Source organism: Kitasatospora sp. NPDC127060, assembly GCF_042724935.1.
In the GTDB taxonomy this organism is placed as follows: domain Bacteria; phylum Actinomycetota; class Actinomycetes; order Streptomycetales; family Streptomycetaceae; genus Kitasatospora.
This window is the reverse complement of the sequence record NZ_JBHXEG010000010.1, coordinates 1-15006: the sequence shown is the minus strand read 5'-3', so window position 1 is coordinate 15006 and position 15006 is coordinate 1. Positions and strand designations below refer to the sequence as shown.

15 protein-coding genes are annotated in these 15006 nt (G+C 76.1%); 7 read left to right on the top strand and 8 right to left on the bottom strand.

The features are described from left to right. Positions 1-72 precede the first annotated feature (72 nt). Positions 73-918 carry a helix-turn-helix transcriptional regulator gene (locus tag ACFWIS_RS08485; protein WP_380462421.1) on the bottom strand — a complete coding sequence of 282 codons (846 nt, stop codon included), beginning with the start codon at positions 916-918 and terminating at the stop codon, positions 73-75. A gap of 649 nt (positions 919-1567) precedes the next feature. Here ACFWIS_RS08485 and ACFWIS_RS08480 point away from each other — a divergent pair. After that, entirely contained in the window at positions 1568-2206 is a 639-nt protein-coding gene (locus ACFWIS_RS08480; protein WP_380462414.1) for a class I SAM-dependent methyltransferase, read from the top strand. A gap of 446 nt (positions 2207-2652) precedes the next feature. Here ACFWIS_RS08480 and ACFWIS_RS08475 read toward each other — a convergent pair whose 3' ends face one another. Further along, positions 2653-3576 (bottom strand): phosphotransferase family protein, encoded by a 924-nt coding sequence (locus tag ACFWIS_RS08475; RefSeq protein ID WP_380462413.1) that lies wholly within the window; start codon positions 3574-3576, stop codon positions 2653-2655. A gap of 192 nt (positions 3577-3768) precedes the next feature. On the opposite strand from ACFWIS_RS08475, the gene ACFWIS_RS08470 reads away from it, so the two are divergent. After that, complete coding sequence (locus tag ACFWIS_RS08470; RefSeq protein ID WP_380462412.1) at positions 3769-4272, top strand: AAA family ATPase; 504 nt, start codon at positions 3769-3771, stop codon at positions 4270-4272. 123 nt (positions 4273-4395) lie between these two features. Further along, the gene (locus ACFWIS_RS08465; protein ID WP_380462411.1) at positions 4396-5259 is read left to right on the top strand and encodes an NAD-dependent epimerase/dehydratase family protein; all 864 of its coding nucleotides are present in this window, start codon (positions 4396-4398) and stop codon (positions 5257-5259) included. Between the two features lie 183 nt (positions 5260-5442). Here the strand turns inward: ACFWIS_RS08465 and fusA are convergent, their stop codons facing one another. From fusA to ACFWIS_RS08450, 3 genes are all read right to left on the bottom strand, one after another. After that, positions 5443-7566: an elongation factor G gene (gene fusA / locus ACFWIS_RS08460; RefSeq protein ID WP_380462410.1), complete on the bottom strand. Its 2124-nt coding sequence runs from the start codon at positions 7564-7566 to the stop codon at positions 5443-5445. Between the two features lie 348 nt (positions 7567-7914). Further along, positions 7915-8463: a hemerythrin domain-containing protein gene (locus tag ACFWIS_RS08455; RefSeq protein WP_380462409.1), complete on the bottom strand. Its 549-nt coding sequence runs from the start codon at positions 8461-8463 to the stop codon at positions 7915-7917. A gap of 78 nt (positions 8464-8541) precedes the next feature. Next, a complete protein-coding gene (locus tag ACFWIS_RS08450) occupies positions 8542-9450 on the bottom strand; it encodes a DMT family transporter (RefSeq protein WP_380462408.1) in 909 nt (302 codons plus the stop codon). A gap of 47 nt (positions 9451-9497) precedes the next feature. Between ACFWIS_RS08450 and ACFWIS_RS08445 the strand changes: the two genes are divergently transcribed. The 3 genes from ACFWIS_RS08445 (at position 9498) to ACFWIS_RS08435 (ending at position 11469) form a co-directional block, all read left to right on the top strand. Next, a complete protein-coding gene (locus ACFWIS_RS08445; RefSeq protein WP_380462407.1) occupies positions 9498-10103 on the top strand; it encodes a MarR family winged helix-turn-helix transcriptional regulator in 606 nt (201 codons plus the stop codon). Then, a complete protein-coding gene (locus ACFWIS_RS08440) occupies positions 10100-10636 on the top strand; it encodes a DUF6328 family protein (protein ID WP_380462406.1) in 537 nt (178 codons plus the stop codon). Before ACFWIS_RS08445 ends, ACFWIS_RS08440 begins: the two co-directional genes overlap by 4 nt. A gap of 227 nt (positions 10637-10863) precedes the next feature. Beyond that, positions 10864-11469, top strand: a complete 606-nt coding sequence (locus ACFWIS_RS08435; RefSeq protein ID WP_380462405.1) for an AAA family ATPase — start codon at positions 10864-10866, stop codon at positions 11467-11469. Positions 11470-11499: 30 nt separating this feature from the next. On the opposite strand, the gene ACFWIS_RS08430 is transcribed toward ACFWIS_RS08435, so the two are convergent. Next, complete coding sequence (locus ACFWIS_RS08430) at positions 11500-11886, bottom strand: hypothetical protein (RefSeq protein WP_380462404.1); 387 nt, start codon at positions 11884-11886, stop codon at positions 11500-11502. Between the two features lie 156 nt (positions 11887-12042). On the opposite strand from ACFWIS_RS08430, the gene ACFWIS_RS08425 reads away from it, so the two are divergent. Beyond that, positions 12043-12564 carry an AAA family ATPase gene (locus ACFWIS_RS08425; RefSeq protein ID WP_380462403.1) on the top strand — a complete coding sequence of 174 codons (522 nt, stop codon included), beginning with the start codon at positions 12043-12045 and terminating at the stop codon, positions 12562-12564. A 597-nt stretch (positions 12565-13161) separates the two neighbouring features. On the opposite strand, the gene ACFWIS_RS08420 is transcribed toward ACFWIS_RS08425, so the two are convergent. Together ACFWIS_RS08420 and ACFWIS_RS08415 are read right to left on the bottom strand one after the other, a co-directional pair. Next, positions 13162-13812 (bottom strand): hypothetical protein, encoded by a 651-nt coding sequence (locus ACFWIS_RS08420; RefSeq protein WP_380462402.1) that lies wholly within the window; start codon positions 13810-13812, stop codon positions 13162-13164. A 47-nt stretch (positions 13813-13859) separates the two neighbouring features. Further along, positions 13860-15006: AMP-binding protein (locus ACFWIS_RS08415; protein WP_380523792.1), on the bottom strand; the 1147-nt coding region annotated here is incomplete at its 5' end.

The following is a 15006-nucleotide window of genomic DNA, read 5'->3' as shown; positions in this document are numbered from 1 at the left end:
GTGCCGCCCGCGGCCCGCCCAGCGTACGGGCAGCGGGCCCTGACGCGCCGCAGCCGTCGCGTCACACCGAGGTCACGCCGAGGAGTCCAGGGCGCCGGCGCCGACCACGCGCAGCAGCGCCAGGCGGGAGGCGGCCTCGCTGCCGGGGGCGGCGCTGTGCACCAGCAGCAGCTGGTCCTGCCCGCCCGCGGCCAGCACCTCGCACTCCAACTCCAGCTCCCCCACCACCGGGTGCAGCACCCGCTTGCGGCCGCTGCGCCGCAGCGCCACCTCGTGCCGCTCCCAGTGCGTCGTGAAATCCTCCCCGGTGGCGAGGAGTTCGGCCAGCAGCTCGGTGGCGCGCCGGTCGCCGGGGCGGGCCGCGTGGGCGGCGCGCAGGCCCGCCACGTGGGCGCGGGCCAGCGCCTCGTGGTCCTCGGGCGGGAACAGCGCGCGGCTCGCCGGGTCGGTGAACCAGCGCAGCAGCAGGTTGCGCCGCCCCGGCGCGGGGGCGGTGGCGTCCCCGAACACGGCGGTGGCCATCGCGTTCTGCGCCAGCACGTCCCCCAGATCGGAGACCACCTGGGCGGGCGTGTCGTGCAGGCGGTCCAGGATCAGCAGCAGCCCGGGGCGCACATGGGCGAGCGGGCCGTGGCGGCGCGGCGGCTCGTGCCCGGCCAGGTGGAACAGGTGGTCCCGCTCGTCCTCGCTGAGTCGCAGTGCCCGCCCCAGCGCTGTCAGCAGCTGCGGCGAGGGCTGGGGCCCGCGCCGCTGCTCCAGCCGGGCGTAGTAGTCCACCGACAGTCCCGCCAGCTGCGCCACCTCCTCCCGGCGCAGCCCGGGGGTGCGGCGCCGGGTCCCGGGCGCGAGTCCGACGTCGGCGGGCGTCAGGCGGGCGCGGGCGCGGCTGAGGAAGTCGGCGAGGGCCTCACGGTCGATCATGGTGCCCAGCATGGCGTGGAACGGGGGGCGGTAGCCAGGGATTACCGGTCCGGGGGTCGTGGTCCGGGGGTCGTGGTCCGGGGCCTGCTGCGGCGGCCCTTCGGGTCCGGGCCGTCCCCGTCGACGGGGGAGCGGGCCGTGCCGCCTCAGGCCGTGCGGGTCCGGTCGCCGATCTGCGGCCTAGTCTCGAACCCGGTCCCCCTGTAGGTGGCGACGCCGGGCTCCAGGTCCGGACCACCGCGGCCACCGCGGCCACCGCGGCCACCGCGGCCGTCTCGGCCGTTCCGAGCCGGCGGTTCCCGCCGAGGTCCCCCGGGTGCAGTCGCATCGGCGCCGCGTCGTGCTGCCACCGCCGCAGCGCGCCCATGGCCTCGCGCAACCCGCCCGCCGTCGGCGTTGCCAGCACCATCGTCACAGCCGGGATCCGACACCCCGTCCCGGATCCCCGCAACCCGTTCACCGGCTCACGGGGGTGTGCCGTGGGTGCGGACCGCTCGGGCTGCGCGGCCCCGGTTCGTACCGCGGCCGCAGTCCGTTGTCGGCGGGTCGTGGTCCAGGGTCGTGGTCCAGGGTCGTGGTCCAGGGTCGTGGTCCAGGGTCGTGGTCCAGGGTCGTGGTCCAGGGTCGTGGTCCAGGGTCGTGGCCCGTGCCCGATACCTCGTCATACCTGACCGCCACCGCCGACGCGTACGACGCCCTGGCCGTGCGCTACGCCGACCTCGTCAAGGACGGCCTGGCCCAGCTGCCGCTGGACCGCTCGTTCGTCACCGCCTTCGCCGACCTGGTGGGCGCCGCCGGCCCCGCCCGGGTGGCGGACCTGGGCTGCGGGCCGGGCTACCTGAGCGCGGCCCTGCACGCGGCGGGCCTGGACACCTGGGGCATCGACCTCTCCCCCGCGCTCGTCGCCATCGCCCGGCGCCGGTACCCGCAGCTGAGCTTCGAGGTCGGCTCGATGGGCGCCCTGGCGGCGGGGGACGCGACGCTGGGCGGCGTCGTCTCCTGGTACTCGCTGATCCACACCCCGCCGGAGCAACTGCCCGCCTACCTGGCCGAGTTCCGCCGGGTCCTGGCCCCGGGCGGGTACGCGCTGCTGGCCTTCTTCGAATCCGAGGGCGAGCCGGTCGCCCCCTTCGACCACAAGGTGACCACCGCCTACCGCTGGCCCGTCGACACCCTGGCCGAGATCGCGGGCGCGGCGGGCTTCACCGAGACCGCCCGCCTGCTCCGCGTCCCCGGCGACGGCGAACGCTTCCGCCGCGGCCACCTGATCCTGCGCGCCGCCTAGCCGGTCAGTGCCGCATCAGGCGGCCTTCGCCCCGGATCCGGCCGTGGGGGTCTGCCCCACCCGTCGCCTGTAGTACCGGTGGCGGGCAGCTGGTGGCATGCTTGCCGCCGCACGTGATCAACCGGGGTGTCCGTGTCTGCGGAGCCATCAGGCCAACCTGTCGTCGGTGCCGCCCGAGCCGGACGCTTCCGACAGAGAGAGGCTGCCTCCGATGGGCGATGCCGACCGCCTTCCCGATGACCGATTCCGGCCCGGCCCGGCCCGGAATCGAGGACGCCTGTGTCGTTCGGAAGATCGTGCCGTACCGGGCGAAGTCCGCCCTGGTGCGGCGTACCGTCCGCCCAGCGCCGCCGGCAGCACCGGGAAGCAGCCCTGTGGCTGAACGACAATCCAGGTGTGCGTCCGCTGCGGGCGCGTCACGCCGGGCGGCACCGCGCCGGTGGCTGTCACACCAGGAGCGCCTGGAGGTGCGGAAGCCGGCCGAACAGGTCGGGGAGTCCGCGCAGGCCGTTGCGCGCGGACTCGTGCGAGAGCGCGAGGTCGGGGCCGGTGCTCGCCTCGACACCGGCGAGGCAGCGGAGGATGTTCCACCTCGTGTGCCCCAGCCAGCCGCCGATCATGAACACGAACCAGCTCGGGCCCGGCGGCGGCAGCGCTGCGCCGCCCGCGGCGTAGCCGTCGAGGACCGCGCGGAAGACGGCTGGCTCGATGGTGTCGAAGCCCGGCCCCTTGGCAATGCTCAGCGCGGTCGAGCCGAGCTCGCCGGACAGGTCGAGCATCCCGGAGAGCTCCCAGTCGAGCAGCACCGGCCGGCCTTCTCGGGCGAGCAGGTTCCACGGCTGGATGTCCTGGTGGGTCAGTACGAGGGGGCCCGGCCGTTCGCAGGTGTCGACGAGGTGGGCGATCGCGAGGAACGTCTCGACGTGGGAGGCGAGTTCGTCGGCCCACGGCTGTCCGGTGGCCGCCGCCCGCGCGGCGAGCTGGGGCCAGTCCCGTGGCGTCGGTTCCTCGCTCGGCCCGGGGGTCCACGCGATGTCGAGGGCGTGGATGCGCGCGAGGATCTCACCGATCTCGAACGCGTACGCCTCCGGCACCGGTGCTTCCGGCACCTCTTCGCCCTCGACCCATCGGTGGACCAGCGTGTCGTGGCCGGCCGAGATCGGCTCCGGCATCGGGATGCCGGCGGCGAAGGCCGCCCGCTCGAACCTGAACACGTCCTCGACGCGGTAGGGCGAGCGGCGGTCGGCGAGGTTCAACTCCTTGACCGCGAACGATCCTTGGTCGGTGTCGAGCCGGTACATCCGGTTGGCGAAGCCGCCGTGGACGCGGGTCATCGGCCCGGTCGGCACTCCGAGGTGCGAAAGGTTCACCCCCGCAGGCTAGGCGCCGGCCCTCGTCGACGCACCGGCCTTTCCCCCGGGCCGGCAGGCTCCCCGCGACCCCGCCAACCGGGCGAGGCGCCGCGGCGCACGGCGGCGCGGGCGGGCGGGGAGCGGTGACGGGGGCGCGCCGAGGCCCGGGGAGCGGTGACCGCCGGGTGCGGGCGGCCCTAACCTTGGCCGATGACACAGCGATTGGGCACCGTGGTGCTGATGTGCGGCCCCCCGGGGGCGGGCAAGACCACCTACGCGATGGGGCTGGTGCGGCGCGGCTACGTCCGGCTCTCGATCGACGAGGTGGTCTGGCAGCGGCTCGGGCGGCGTGACGCCGGCCTGGTGCTGGCGGCCGGGGCGTACGACCGGCTCAAGGAGGAGGTCCGCCGCGAGCAGCGGCGGGAGCTGGTCGAGCTGATGCGGGCCGGGCGCGATGTGGTGGTGGACTACAGCTTCTGGAGCCGCGCCGCCCGCGATGACTACAAGGCGCTGGTCGAGGGCCACGGCTGCCGCTGGGAGCTGGTCCATCTCAAGGCCGACCGGGTGACGTTGGAGCGCCGCCTGGATCGGCGCAACGGCGAGGACGGCGCCGACTGCGTCACCGTGGACCGGGCGCTGCTGGACCGCTACCTGGCCCACTTCGAGGAGCCGGAGGGAGAGGGCGAGCAGGTCGTCGTGCAGCCCCCGGGGTGAGAGCGCGCTGCCCCAGCCGGGGATCGGGGATCCCTGGTTCGGCGGGTCTCTGCCGCCGCCGCTTCCACCGGGGCAGGGTGGTGGGTGTCGGAGAGAGCGGGACTCCCGGAAGGGGATGGGGACATGGCGAGGATCCTGGTGACGGGGGCGACCGGTTCGGTGGGGCGGCGGCTGGTGCCGCGGCTGGTGCGCTGGGCCGGGGCCGAGGGCGGCACGGTGCGGGTGCTGGTGCGGGACGCGGCGAAGGCGCGGCAGGTGGGCCTGGACGGGGTGGAGGTGGTGGTCGGCGACCTGTGCGAACCGGCCGACCGGGCACGGGCGTTGGAGGGCGCCGAGGTGGTGGTGAACGTGGCGGCGGCGCTGCGCGGGGTGCCGGACGAGCAGGCGTGGGCGGTGAACCGGGACGCGGCCGTCGCGCTGGGGCGGGAGGCGGCGCAGGCCGGGGTGGCCAGGTTCGTGCACACCAGCACCAACCTGGTGTACGGCCGGGGACTGGGCCGCCCGGCCGTGGAGCGGGACGAGCCGGCGCCGCACCCGGCCTGGGGCGTGTACGCGCGGTCCAAGGCGCAGGCCGAGGCGGGGCTGCGCGAGCTGGGCGGTGAACTGCCGCTGGTGGTGGCCCGGTTGGCGTTCGTGTACGGGCAGGGAGATCCGCACCTGGCGCAGTCGCTGCACTGGGCGGCGTCCTGGCCGGCCCACCAGCGGCTGGCGGTGGTGCACCACGCGGACGTGGCGCAGGCGCTGTGGCGCACGGTGGTGACCCCGGGCATCGAGGGCCGCACCTACAACGTCTGCGACGACGCCCCGCTGACGGCCTGGGACCTGCACCTGCTCAACGGCTGCACCCACCCGGGCGGTTCGGGCCAGGGCGCGGAGGCGTTCGACCCGTGGGAGGGCCAGGTGTCGACCGCGGCCGCCCGCCGGGACCTGGGCTGGCGCCCGCTGTACCCCTCGGCGTGGGCGGCGGCGGAGGCCGGTGTGCTGTGACCGGCCCCGCCGTCGTCGGCGGGGCCGGGCCTGCGGGTCCCGGGCGGTCCCAGGTGGTCGCGCAGGTCGGGGAGTTCGAGGTTCAGGTGCGCCCCGGGTGTCCGTCACCGCGGCGCGCGGGGCGGTCGGCGGAGCGGGGTCCGGCCCTCCCCCGTGGCGGGGAGGGCCGGACCGGGCCGCGCCTCAGCCGGCCGTCACACCGGACGTCGAGGCCGTCGCCGTCCCCGGGGCCGTCCCCGGGGCCGTCGCCGGGGCCGTCGCCGGGGCCGGGGCGTAGCCGGCCGGGCGGGTGGTGAAGGTGCCGCGGCCCTGGGTGCGGCTGCGCAGGCGGGCCGCGTAGCCGAAGAGTTCGGCCAGTGGCACCAGTGCGCTGACCTCGGCCGTGCCGCCCGGGCCGGTGCGGGTGCCCTGGACGGTGGCGCGGCGGGCGGCGAGGTCGCCCAGGACGGTGCCGAGCGCGTCCTGGGGCACGGTGACGCTCGTCTGCGCGAGCGGTTCCAGCAGGTGGAGCCGGGCTACGCGCAGTGCCTGGCGCAGGCCCAGGCGGGCGGCGGTGCGGAAGGCGAGGTCGGAGGAGTCCTTGGGGTGGGTGAGGCCGTCGGTGAGGGTGACGGCGAGGCCGGTGACGGGGTGGCCGCCGAGCGGGCCCTCGGTGAGGGCGTCGCGGCAGCCGGCCTCCACGGCCTGGACGTACTCGCGCGGCACCCGTGCGCCGGTGACGGTGGAGGTGAACGCGAAGCCGTCCGGGGCGGGTGCCAGGTCGAGGACGATGTGGGCGAACTGGCCCGCGCCGCCGTCCTGTTTGGCGTGCCGGTAGGTGAAGCCGGTGAGGCCCTCGACCAGGGCCTCGCGCAGCGCGACCTGGGGGCGGCCGACGACGGCCTGGATCCCGGCGTCGCGGCGGACCTTCTCCACCGCGACCTCCAGGTGGAGTTCGCCCAGGCCGGACAGGGTGCGCTGGCCGGTCTCGGGGTCGGTGGCCAGGCGCAGGGACGGGTCCTCCTCGGTGAGGCGGGCCAGGGCGGCGGTGAGCTTGTCGGTGTCCTCGGTGCGGCGGGCTTCGACGGCGACGGTGACGACGGGTTCGGCGCTCACGGGTGCCTCCAGGCGGATCGGGTGGTCGGGGTCGCACAGGGTGGCGCCGACGCGGGCGTTCTTGGGGCCGATGACGGCGACGATGTCGCCGGCCAGGGCGTGGTCGGTCTCGGTGTGGCGGTCGGCCTGCACGCGCAGGATGCGGGCGATGCGTTCGGTGCGTCCGGTGCCGGCGTCGAGCAGGGTGTCGCCCTTGCGCAGGGTGCCGGCGTACAGGCGCAGGTAGGTGAGGCGGCCGGTGGGGGCCGCGGTCACCTTGAACGCGAGGGCGGTCAGGGGCTGTTCGGGGTCGGCGTGGCGCTGCTGGTGGTGGTCGGCGGCGGTCACGGGCGGGGTGTCCAGGGGTGAGGGCAGGTAGGCGACGGCGGCGTCCAGCAGGGGTTCGATGCCGCGGTTGCGGTAGGCGGAGCCGGCCAGCACCACCACCGCCTCGCCGGTGCGGGTGAGTTCGCGCAGGGCGGCGGTGAGGGTGGCGGGGTCGAGGGCGCCGTGGGTGCAGTACTCCTCCAGGGCTTCGGGGTTCAGTTCGGCCACCGCTTCGTCCAGGGCGTGGCGGCGCTCGGCGGCCTCGGCGGCGAGGTGCTCGGGGACCGGGCCCTGGGTGAGGGTGCCGTGGTGGTCCCAGGTCAGGGCGCGCCGGTGGACGAGGTCGACGACGCCGGTGAAGGCGTCCTCGGCGCCGATGGGCAGGTGGACGGCGAGCGGGTGGGGGTGCAGGCGTTCGCGGATGGAGGCGAGGGCGGCGTCCAGGTCGGCGCCGGCGCGGTCGAGTTTGTTGACGAACGCGATGCGGGGCACGCCGTGGCGCTCGGCCTGGCGCCACACCGACTCGCTCTGCGGCTCGACGCCGGCGACCGCGTCGAACACGGCGACGGCGCCGTCCAGGACGCGCAGGCTGCGTTCGACCTCGTCGGCGAAGTCGACGTGGCCGGGGGTGTCGATGAGGTTGATCCGGTGTCCGTCCCAGGCGCAGCTGACGGCGGCGGCGAAGATGGTGATGCCGCGGTCGCGTTCCTGGGGGTCGAAGTCGGTGACGGTGGTGCCGTCGTGGACTTCGCCGCGCTTGTGGGTGGTGCCGGTGAGGTAGAGGATCCGTTCGGTGACGGTGGTCTTGCCGGCGTCGACGTGGGCGAGGATGCCGAGGTTGCGGACGGCGGCGATGGCGGCGGCGCTGGTGGCGGCGGCAGTGCTGGTGGTGGTGTCGGTGCGCATGGCCCGGGTGCCTTTCGAGGCGGTGCTACGGGTGGACGCGCGATTGGCACAGTGCCGTCGCCGTGAGCTGATGCATCGTCAGGTCGGTGGCGGGAAGGGGGCCGTACGGGATCCGTGCGGGCGTCTTCAGGAAGCGGCACTGCCCCGGTGCCGGCCGCGCAGCGGGCACCGGTAGGGCGGGGACACCAGGATCACCTCGTACCGCGAGGCGGGAGAGGGGGTGGCGGCACTGTGCTTCGGCATGGCCGCCGCACCCCCTCTCCCCTTGCCGTCGTCGTGGCCGGCCGCGCGATCGGGGCGCGGCTGCGGGGCGAGTCTAGGGAGAGCGGGTGCGGGCGGCGAGGGGTTTTACGGCGCCCGGAAGCGCAGCACCGCGTCGCGCCAGCCGTCCCGGGTGGGCGCGGTGGCGTCCAGGGCGGTGTCCAGGGCGGCGCCGATGGCGCGTTCCTCGTAGCCGAAGTGGGACTCCATGATGGCGGCCAGGCCGTCGAGTTCGCGGCCGATCGCCGCCAGGTCGGTGCCGGGTCCGGCCGCGGCCCGTACGGCGTGTTCGGCTCGTACGGCCTGTTCGGCTCGTACGGCCTGTTCGGCGAGTTCGCGGACCCGGGCGAGGATGCGGGTGATGAGGCCGTGGTCCTCGACGAGTTTGGCGACGGTCGGTGCCAGGTCGGGGCGTTCCCGCACGAGGGCGGCGAACAGGCCTTGGTCCTCGCCCTGGTGATGGTTGGTCAGGGTGGTGCAGAAGGCGAGGCAGTGGGTGAGCAGGGCGTCGTCGGGCAGGGTCCGGCGGCCCAGGCCGGCGCGGACGTTGGCCAGGCGGCGGCGCAGTTCGTGGTGGGCCTGGGAGAGTTGGAGACTGAGGGCGGCGGTTCGGCCGCCGTCGACGGGGGAGGCCACGGTGGGCGGTCCCTTCGGTTGCGCACCTCCATGCCTGGCGCGGTCCGCCACCGGCACGCGATGCTGCGCGTCATCCGATCACGTGCCGTGCCGCTGCGGCAAGCCGGCGGGTTCGGGCGCGGCCGGCGCCGTGGCCCGGGTGCGGGTGCGGGGCCGGCCGAGCAGGATCCCGGCGGCCACCAGTGCCAGTCCCGCTCCCTGGCGCACGCCCAGTTCGTCGCCGTCCAGCGCGGTGCCCAGCAGCACCCCGGCCAGCGGGTTGAGCAGTCCCAGCAGGCCGACGGTGCCGGCCGGCAGGTGGCGCAGTCCGGCGAACCAGCAGGCGAAGGCGAGGGCGGTGGCCACCAGGGTGACGTAGCCGAAGGCGAGCAGGGTGGGGCCGTGCAGCGGCGGGGGCGGGCCCTCGGCGACGGCGGCCGGCGGCAGCAGGAGCAGGCCGCCGGCGGTCAGCTGCCAGGCGGTGGCGGCCAGCGGATCGGCGCCCTCGCGCCAGCGGGCGGCGAGGACGTAGCCGACGGAGGAGACCAGCATGGCGCCGGCCGAGGCGGCCAGTGCGGCCCAGCCGGGTGTGCCGGCGCCGCCGAGCACGGTGAGGGCCACTCCGGCCAGGCCCACCACCGCGCCGGCCAGGTGGGCGCGGTGCGGGTGCTGGCCGGCCAGGGCCCAGGCGGTGAGCAGCATGGCCAGCGGGGAGGCGGCCATGACGGTGGCGGCGGTGCTGGTGGGCAGGAGTTGGGAGGCGAGGTAGAGCAGGACGAAGAAGACGGCGGTGTTGAGGAGTCCGAGCAGGGCGCTGCGCCACCACCAGGGGCCGTGGGGGCGGCGGCGGGCGAGGGCGAGGAGGAGCAGTCCGGCGGGCAGGGCGCGCAGGGTGGCGCCCCACAGGGGGCGGTCGGCGGGCAGGTAGGCGTGGGTGACCCAGTAGTTGGCGCCCCAGGCGAGTGGGGCGAGGGCGGTCAGCAGCACCCACCGGGCATTGGCTTCCATGGAAGACAATATAGCTTCCATGGAAGCGATCCGGGTAGGATGAGGCCATGGAGCACCAGGACGATGCGGACCACGTCACGCTGATCCAGGCCCGGTGGCGCCGCGAGCGCCCCGACCTCGACGTCTCCCCGCTGGCCGTGATCGGGCGCCTGCACCGCCTCGCCGCGCGCCTGACCGCCGAACTCACCCTCGTCTTCGAGCGCTACGGCCTGAGCGAGGGCGAGTTCGACGTGCTCGCCGCCCTGCGCCGGGCCGGCGCCCCCTACGAGCGGGCCCCCGGCGAACTCGCCGCCCACACCATGGTCACCACCGGCGCGATGACCAAGCGCGTCGACCGCCTGGAGCGGGCCGGCCTGGTCACCCGCCGCCCCGCCGAGGACGACCGGCGCGGGCGCGTGGTCGCCCTCACCGAGGCCGGACTGCGCCTGATCGACGAGGCGTTCACCGCCCACATCCGCAACGAGCACCGCCTGCTCGCCCACCTGGAGCCGAGCGAGGCCGCCGCCCTGCAGACCCTGCTCACCGCCTGGCAGCAGCGCCTGGACGGGGGCGGCGCGCCCACGGGAGCGAGCCCGCCGCGCGGCGCGACGCCGACGCCGGTTTCCGCGCCCCCGCCGGCCGCCGGCGGCGCGCGCGGACAATGTGACGCATGAGCAGCAGCCCCCCTCCCCCGCCTCCCCCGCCCGGCCCCGCCGACCGGCCCCAGCCCGCACCCCCGCCCCCGGGCTGGGAGAACCCGCAGGTGCGGGCCGACCGGCGCCTGGTGGAACTGCTGCAGGAACTACGGGTGCTGCAGACCGGCGTGCAGATCGTCTTCGCGTTCCTGCTCGGCGTCGCCTTCACCCCGCGCTTCGCCGAACTCTCCGACCCCCAGCAGGACATCTACGTCACCACCCTGCTGCTGACCGTCATCGCCGCCGCCGTCCTGGCCACCCCCGTCGCCCTGCACCACGGCCTCTACCGCCACCCCGACAAGGCCCGCATCGTCCACGTCTCCGCCCGCATCGCCCAGTACGGCCTGCTGCTCCTGGCCTGCGCCCTGAGCGGCGCCGTCCTGCTGGTCCTCGACGTCGTCCTCGGCGCCGCGGTGGCCGTCGCGATCACCGGCGTCGTCGCCCTGACCTTCGCCACCCTGTGGTTCGTCCTCCCCTGGGCCCTGCGCCGCGCCACCGGCAACCGGCCCTGACCGGCCCCGACCCCGACCCCGGCCGCTCCCGGCCGCTCCCGGCCGGCCCCCGCCCGCCCGTACCGGACCCGGACCACGGGCGGGCGGGCGGGCGGGCGGGACCAGACCGTGGACCGGCTTCCGGCGCCGGGGGCCTGGCCGGCAGGCGCCACTCCCAGGCGCCCGCCCCACCCCACAGAGCCCACCGGCCCCCGCGACCGCTTACCCGCCTCCCCTAGTGTGACCGTATGCACACCGACCACCGCTCCTGGGACGTCCTGCTGATCGGCGGCGCCTCCGGCGTCGGCAAGAGCCGCGCCGCCGCCCGCCTCGCCGAGCGGCACGGCGCGTTCGTGGTGGAGTTCGACGACGTCGTCGCCGCCCTCCAGGCCGCCACCACCGCGGCCACCCACCCCGGGCTGCACCACTTCGCCGGCCACCACGACCCGGAGCGGACCCTGGGCGCCGACCGCGTCCTGGACCTGCAGATCGCCACCGCCCACGCCCTGGACGAGGCCCTGCTCGGCGTCGTGCGCAACCGGCTGAGCGTGGAGGTGCCCGCCGTCGTCGAGGGCGACTACCTCAGCCCCCGGGCCGCCGCCCGCGCCGCCGCCGAGGCCGCCGCGCACGGCCGGCGCCTGCGCGCGGTGTTCCTGCACGAGGGCGACCCGGAGCGCATCGGCGCCAACTACGCCCACCGCGAGCCGGACTGCGGCCCCCAGCCGGCCCGCGCCGCCGTCAGCGCCCGCTACTCCCACTGGCTCGCCGCCCAGGCCCGCGCCCACCGCCTGCCCGTGGTCGGCTGCCTGCCGTACGAGAGCCTGCCGCAGCGCCTGGCCGCCGCCCTGGCCTGAACCCGGCCCGGGCGGCGGCCGCCCCCCGTCCTACGCGGCGGGGGCGTCCTCGATGCCGGAGACCAGCTCGGTGCCCAGGTCGCTCTGCACCGCCAGCCGGGTGCGGCCGGCGTCGGGCCCGGTGCCCCAGGTCAGCGTGACCGTGGTGAACAGGTGCCCGGCGCCCGAGTCGTGGTAGCGCACCTCCCAGGCGGTCGGCACGTCCTGGGCGCGCAGCACGCCATCGGCGTGGTTGGCCTCCTCCCAGGCCGCCAGCCGCCGGCGGAAGTCCTCGGTGAGGTAGTGGGCGCGCAGCCGCTCCGACAGGTCGTCGGTGCCGTCGGAGACGGCGTCGATGTAGGCGCCGTAGAAGTCGGCCACCCGGTCGAGCGCCGAGTCCGGGCTGCCGGCGCGCACCGCGTCTCCAGGCTGGGCCATGCTGGTCCCCTCCGTTCCGTACGGGCCCGTGCGGCAGCGCGCCGCCCGGGCCGACTGGTCCGTCCACCGGGCACAACGAACCCGGGACACCGGAGGTTTCGGGCACGAAGTTGCCAACAGGCTGGGCCCACGGGCGCGTTGGACGGGAGACGAGCGGTGCTGATCGTGGTGAGCGGCGGACCGGGCAGCGGCAAGACCACCCTGGCGCACGCCCTGGCCCGGGCCATCGGCTGCCCGGCCGTCGTCCGGGACGAGCTGAAGCAGGGCCTGCTGCACGCCGGCACCCGCACGCCCGCCCCCGACCGGGCGGTGCACGACGCGTTCTTCGCCGTGCTCGGCGTGCTGGTGGACGCCGGGGTGAGCGCGGTGGCCGAGGCCGCCTACCAGGACCGGCTCTGGCGCCCCGGCCTGGCCCCGCTGGCCGCCCACACCGAACTGCGCGTCGTGCACTGCCGGGTGGACCCGGCGGTGGCCCGCCAGCGGATCGCCGCCCGCCTGGCCACCGACCGCCACCGCGCCGCCCACGCCGACCGCGACCTGCTCGCCGCCCCACCCGGACCGGGCAACCTGCTGGACGACTTCACCCCGCTCTCCCTGCCCGCCCCACACCTGACCGTCGACACCACCGACGGATACGACCCGCCCCTGGCGGACGTCCTCGCCTTCACCCGCCCCTGAGCGCGAAGCCGCCCTCCGCCGGCTCCCGGCCCGACGCGCTCCCCCGCACCCCCCACGTCCGCACCCCCACGTCCGCACCCCCACGTCCGTGCACCCCGCGAACGCCGCGCCGGCCACCGCCGCCTCCGGTGACAGCGGCCCGCAGCCCGGCTCCCGCAGGGCGGCGATCACCGCGCCCGCGCCCACAGGTCCTCCAGCGCCGGGCGCAGCGTCCCGTCGGGTCGGTGCTCCCCGGCGGCGTTCACGCCGACCGGGCGTTCGGGCGTGCCGTAGCCGTGCGCGGCGAAGGCCTCGGCGCTCGCGTCGTCGCGCCGGGGGTGGGGGAAGGCGGGGTGGTGCCCGGCCCCGGAACCCGTCCTCGCCGTGGACCGGCTCGCAGACGGCGTCGTCGCTCCTGGCGCGCCGGTCGGGGAGGCCGCAGGGCGCGCCGTCGCGGTCGGTGCGGAGCAGGGAGGTGACGCCCCACTCGCCGTCGGGACCGGCCGCCCCGCACAGGGGTCGCCGAACGCCCGAACGCCCGGATGTCCGAGGGAAGTCGGACGCCGGATCCGGGTGCGGGGCGAGGTCCCAGGGCGCTGGGGCCGGGGTGGCGGCGGGTCAGGGGAAGGTGGACCAGGCCTGGTCGGTCAGGTGTGCGGCCTGGTCGGTGTCGTGCTGCAGCTGCTGGGCGCCGGCGAAGCGCAGCCGTACCGTCAGGTGGGCCGAAGTCCGTTCGCACAGTTGGACGTTGGTCTTGTCCGGGGTGACCTGCTCGCCGGTCAGGACGGGCTGGTAGAAGACCAGGCAGGAGACCTGGCCGATGGTGACGACCTCGCTGTTGGGCTTGGCCTGGCCGAGCGGGGCCGGGTCGGCGTAGGGGGTGTAGGGCTTGGGGCTGGCGGCGCGGACGGCCTCCAGGACGAGGAAGTCGCGCATCCCGTCGTCGGCGTACTGGCGCACGGCGGCCGCGGCGCCGCCGTAGGCCTGGGAGAGGGTGCGGGTGCCACCGGCCTCGTCGGCGGCGGCGTTCTCGGCGAGTTTCGCGTCGGCCCCGGCGGTGAGCGGGGTGAAGCCGCCGGGCAGGCGGTCGGGGGCGTGCAGGGTTTCGCCCAGGCCGCCGAAGGCCGCGGCGGTGGCGGGGGCGTCGCCGTCGCCGCCGCTGCCGGTGAGCAGCAGGGGTATGCCGGCGAGGAGGAGGCCGGCGACCAGTCCGGCGGCGGCTGCGGCCGCGGTTCTGCCGCGCGGGGCGTGGGCGGGCTGGTCGGGCACGGGGCTTCCTCTCGATCGGGTTCGGCGGGCGGCTTCGGCGGGCGGCTTCAGCGGGTGAGGGCCTCGCGCAGGCGCTTCTTGTCGGGCTTGCCGACGGCGGTGAGCGGGATGGCGTCGAGGAGGTGGAGGGCTTCGGGGGCGTAGATGCGGCCCTTGTGGGCGGTGACGAAGGCGCGCACGTCCTCCAGGGTCGGCCGCTGCCCGGGGGCGGGGACGACGGCGGCGTGGACGTGTTCGGCCTGCTGGTCGTCGCGCACGCCGTAGACGGCGCACTGGGCGATGGCGGGGTGGGTGAGGAGGACTTCCTCGACCTCGGTGGGGTGGACGTGGCCGCCGACGACGATGATGAGGTCCTTGAGGCGGTCGGCCAGGTAGAGGTAGCCGTCGGCATCGAGGTAGCCGATGTCGCCGGTGTCGAGCCAGCCGTCGCGCAGGACCCGGGCGGTGAGGTCGGGGCGCTTCCAGTAGCCGGCCATGATCGTCGCCGAGCGGACGTGGATCCCGCCCCGCCCGCCGGCGGGCAGCACGGTGCCGTCGGCGGCGCGGATCTGCACCTCGACGCCGGGCAGGGGGCGGCCCACCGGGATCTGGCCGCCGTGACCGGTGCGGTCGTGCTCGTGCGGGCCCAGGATCGCGATGTTCTGGGCCTCGGACATGCCGTAGCCGCTGACCAGGACGGGCCCGAAGGCCTTGAGGGCCTCGCGGATGCGGCTCGGGGAGGAGGCGCAGCCGCCGTAGGAGACGCGGCGCAGGCTGGACAGGTCGGTGTCGGCGAGGGCGGGGTGGTCGAGCAGCCGGTAGAGCAGCGGGGGCAGCACCCACAGGTCGGTGATGCGTTCGCGTTCGATGGCGGCGAGGACGTCGCCGGGGTCGAAGGAGCGCTGGAGGACGACGGATCCGCCGTGGTGGAGGGTCAGGTCGCTGAGGAGGCCGGCGAGGTGGGCGAGGGAGGTGGCGGCGAGGAAGCGGGCCTGCTCGCCGTCGGGGCGGGCGTCGCCGAAGGGGATGTCGAAGACGCTGCGGTAGGGGCCGTGGAGGCTGAGGATGCCCTTGGGGATGCCGGTGGTGCCGCCGGTGTGGCGGATGCCGAGGTCGTCGCCGGGGCCGACGGGGACGGCGGGTTCCGCGGCGGGGCGGGTGGCGGAGGCGGCGATGACGTCCTCGCCGATGGTGTGGGCGCTGCCGGTTCCGTCG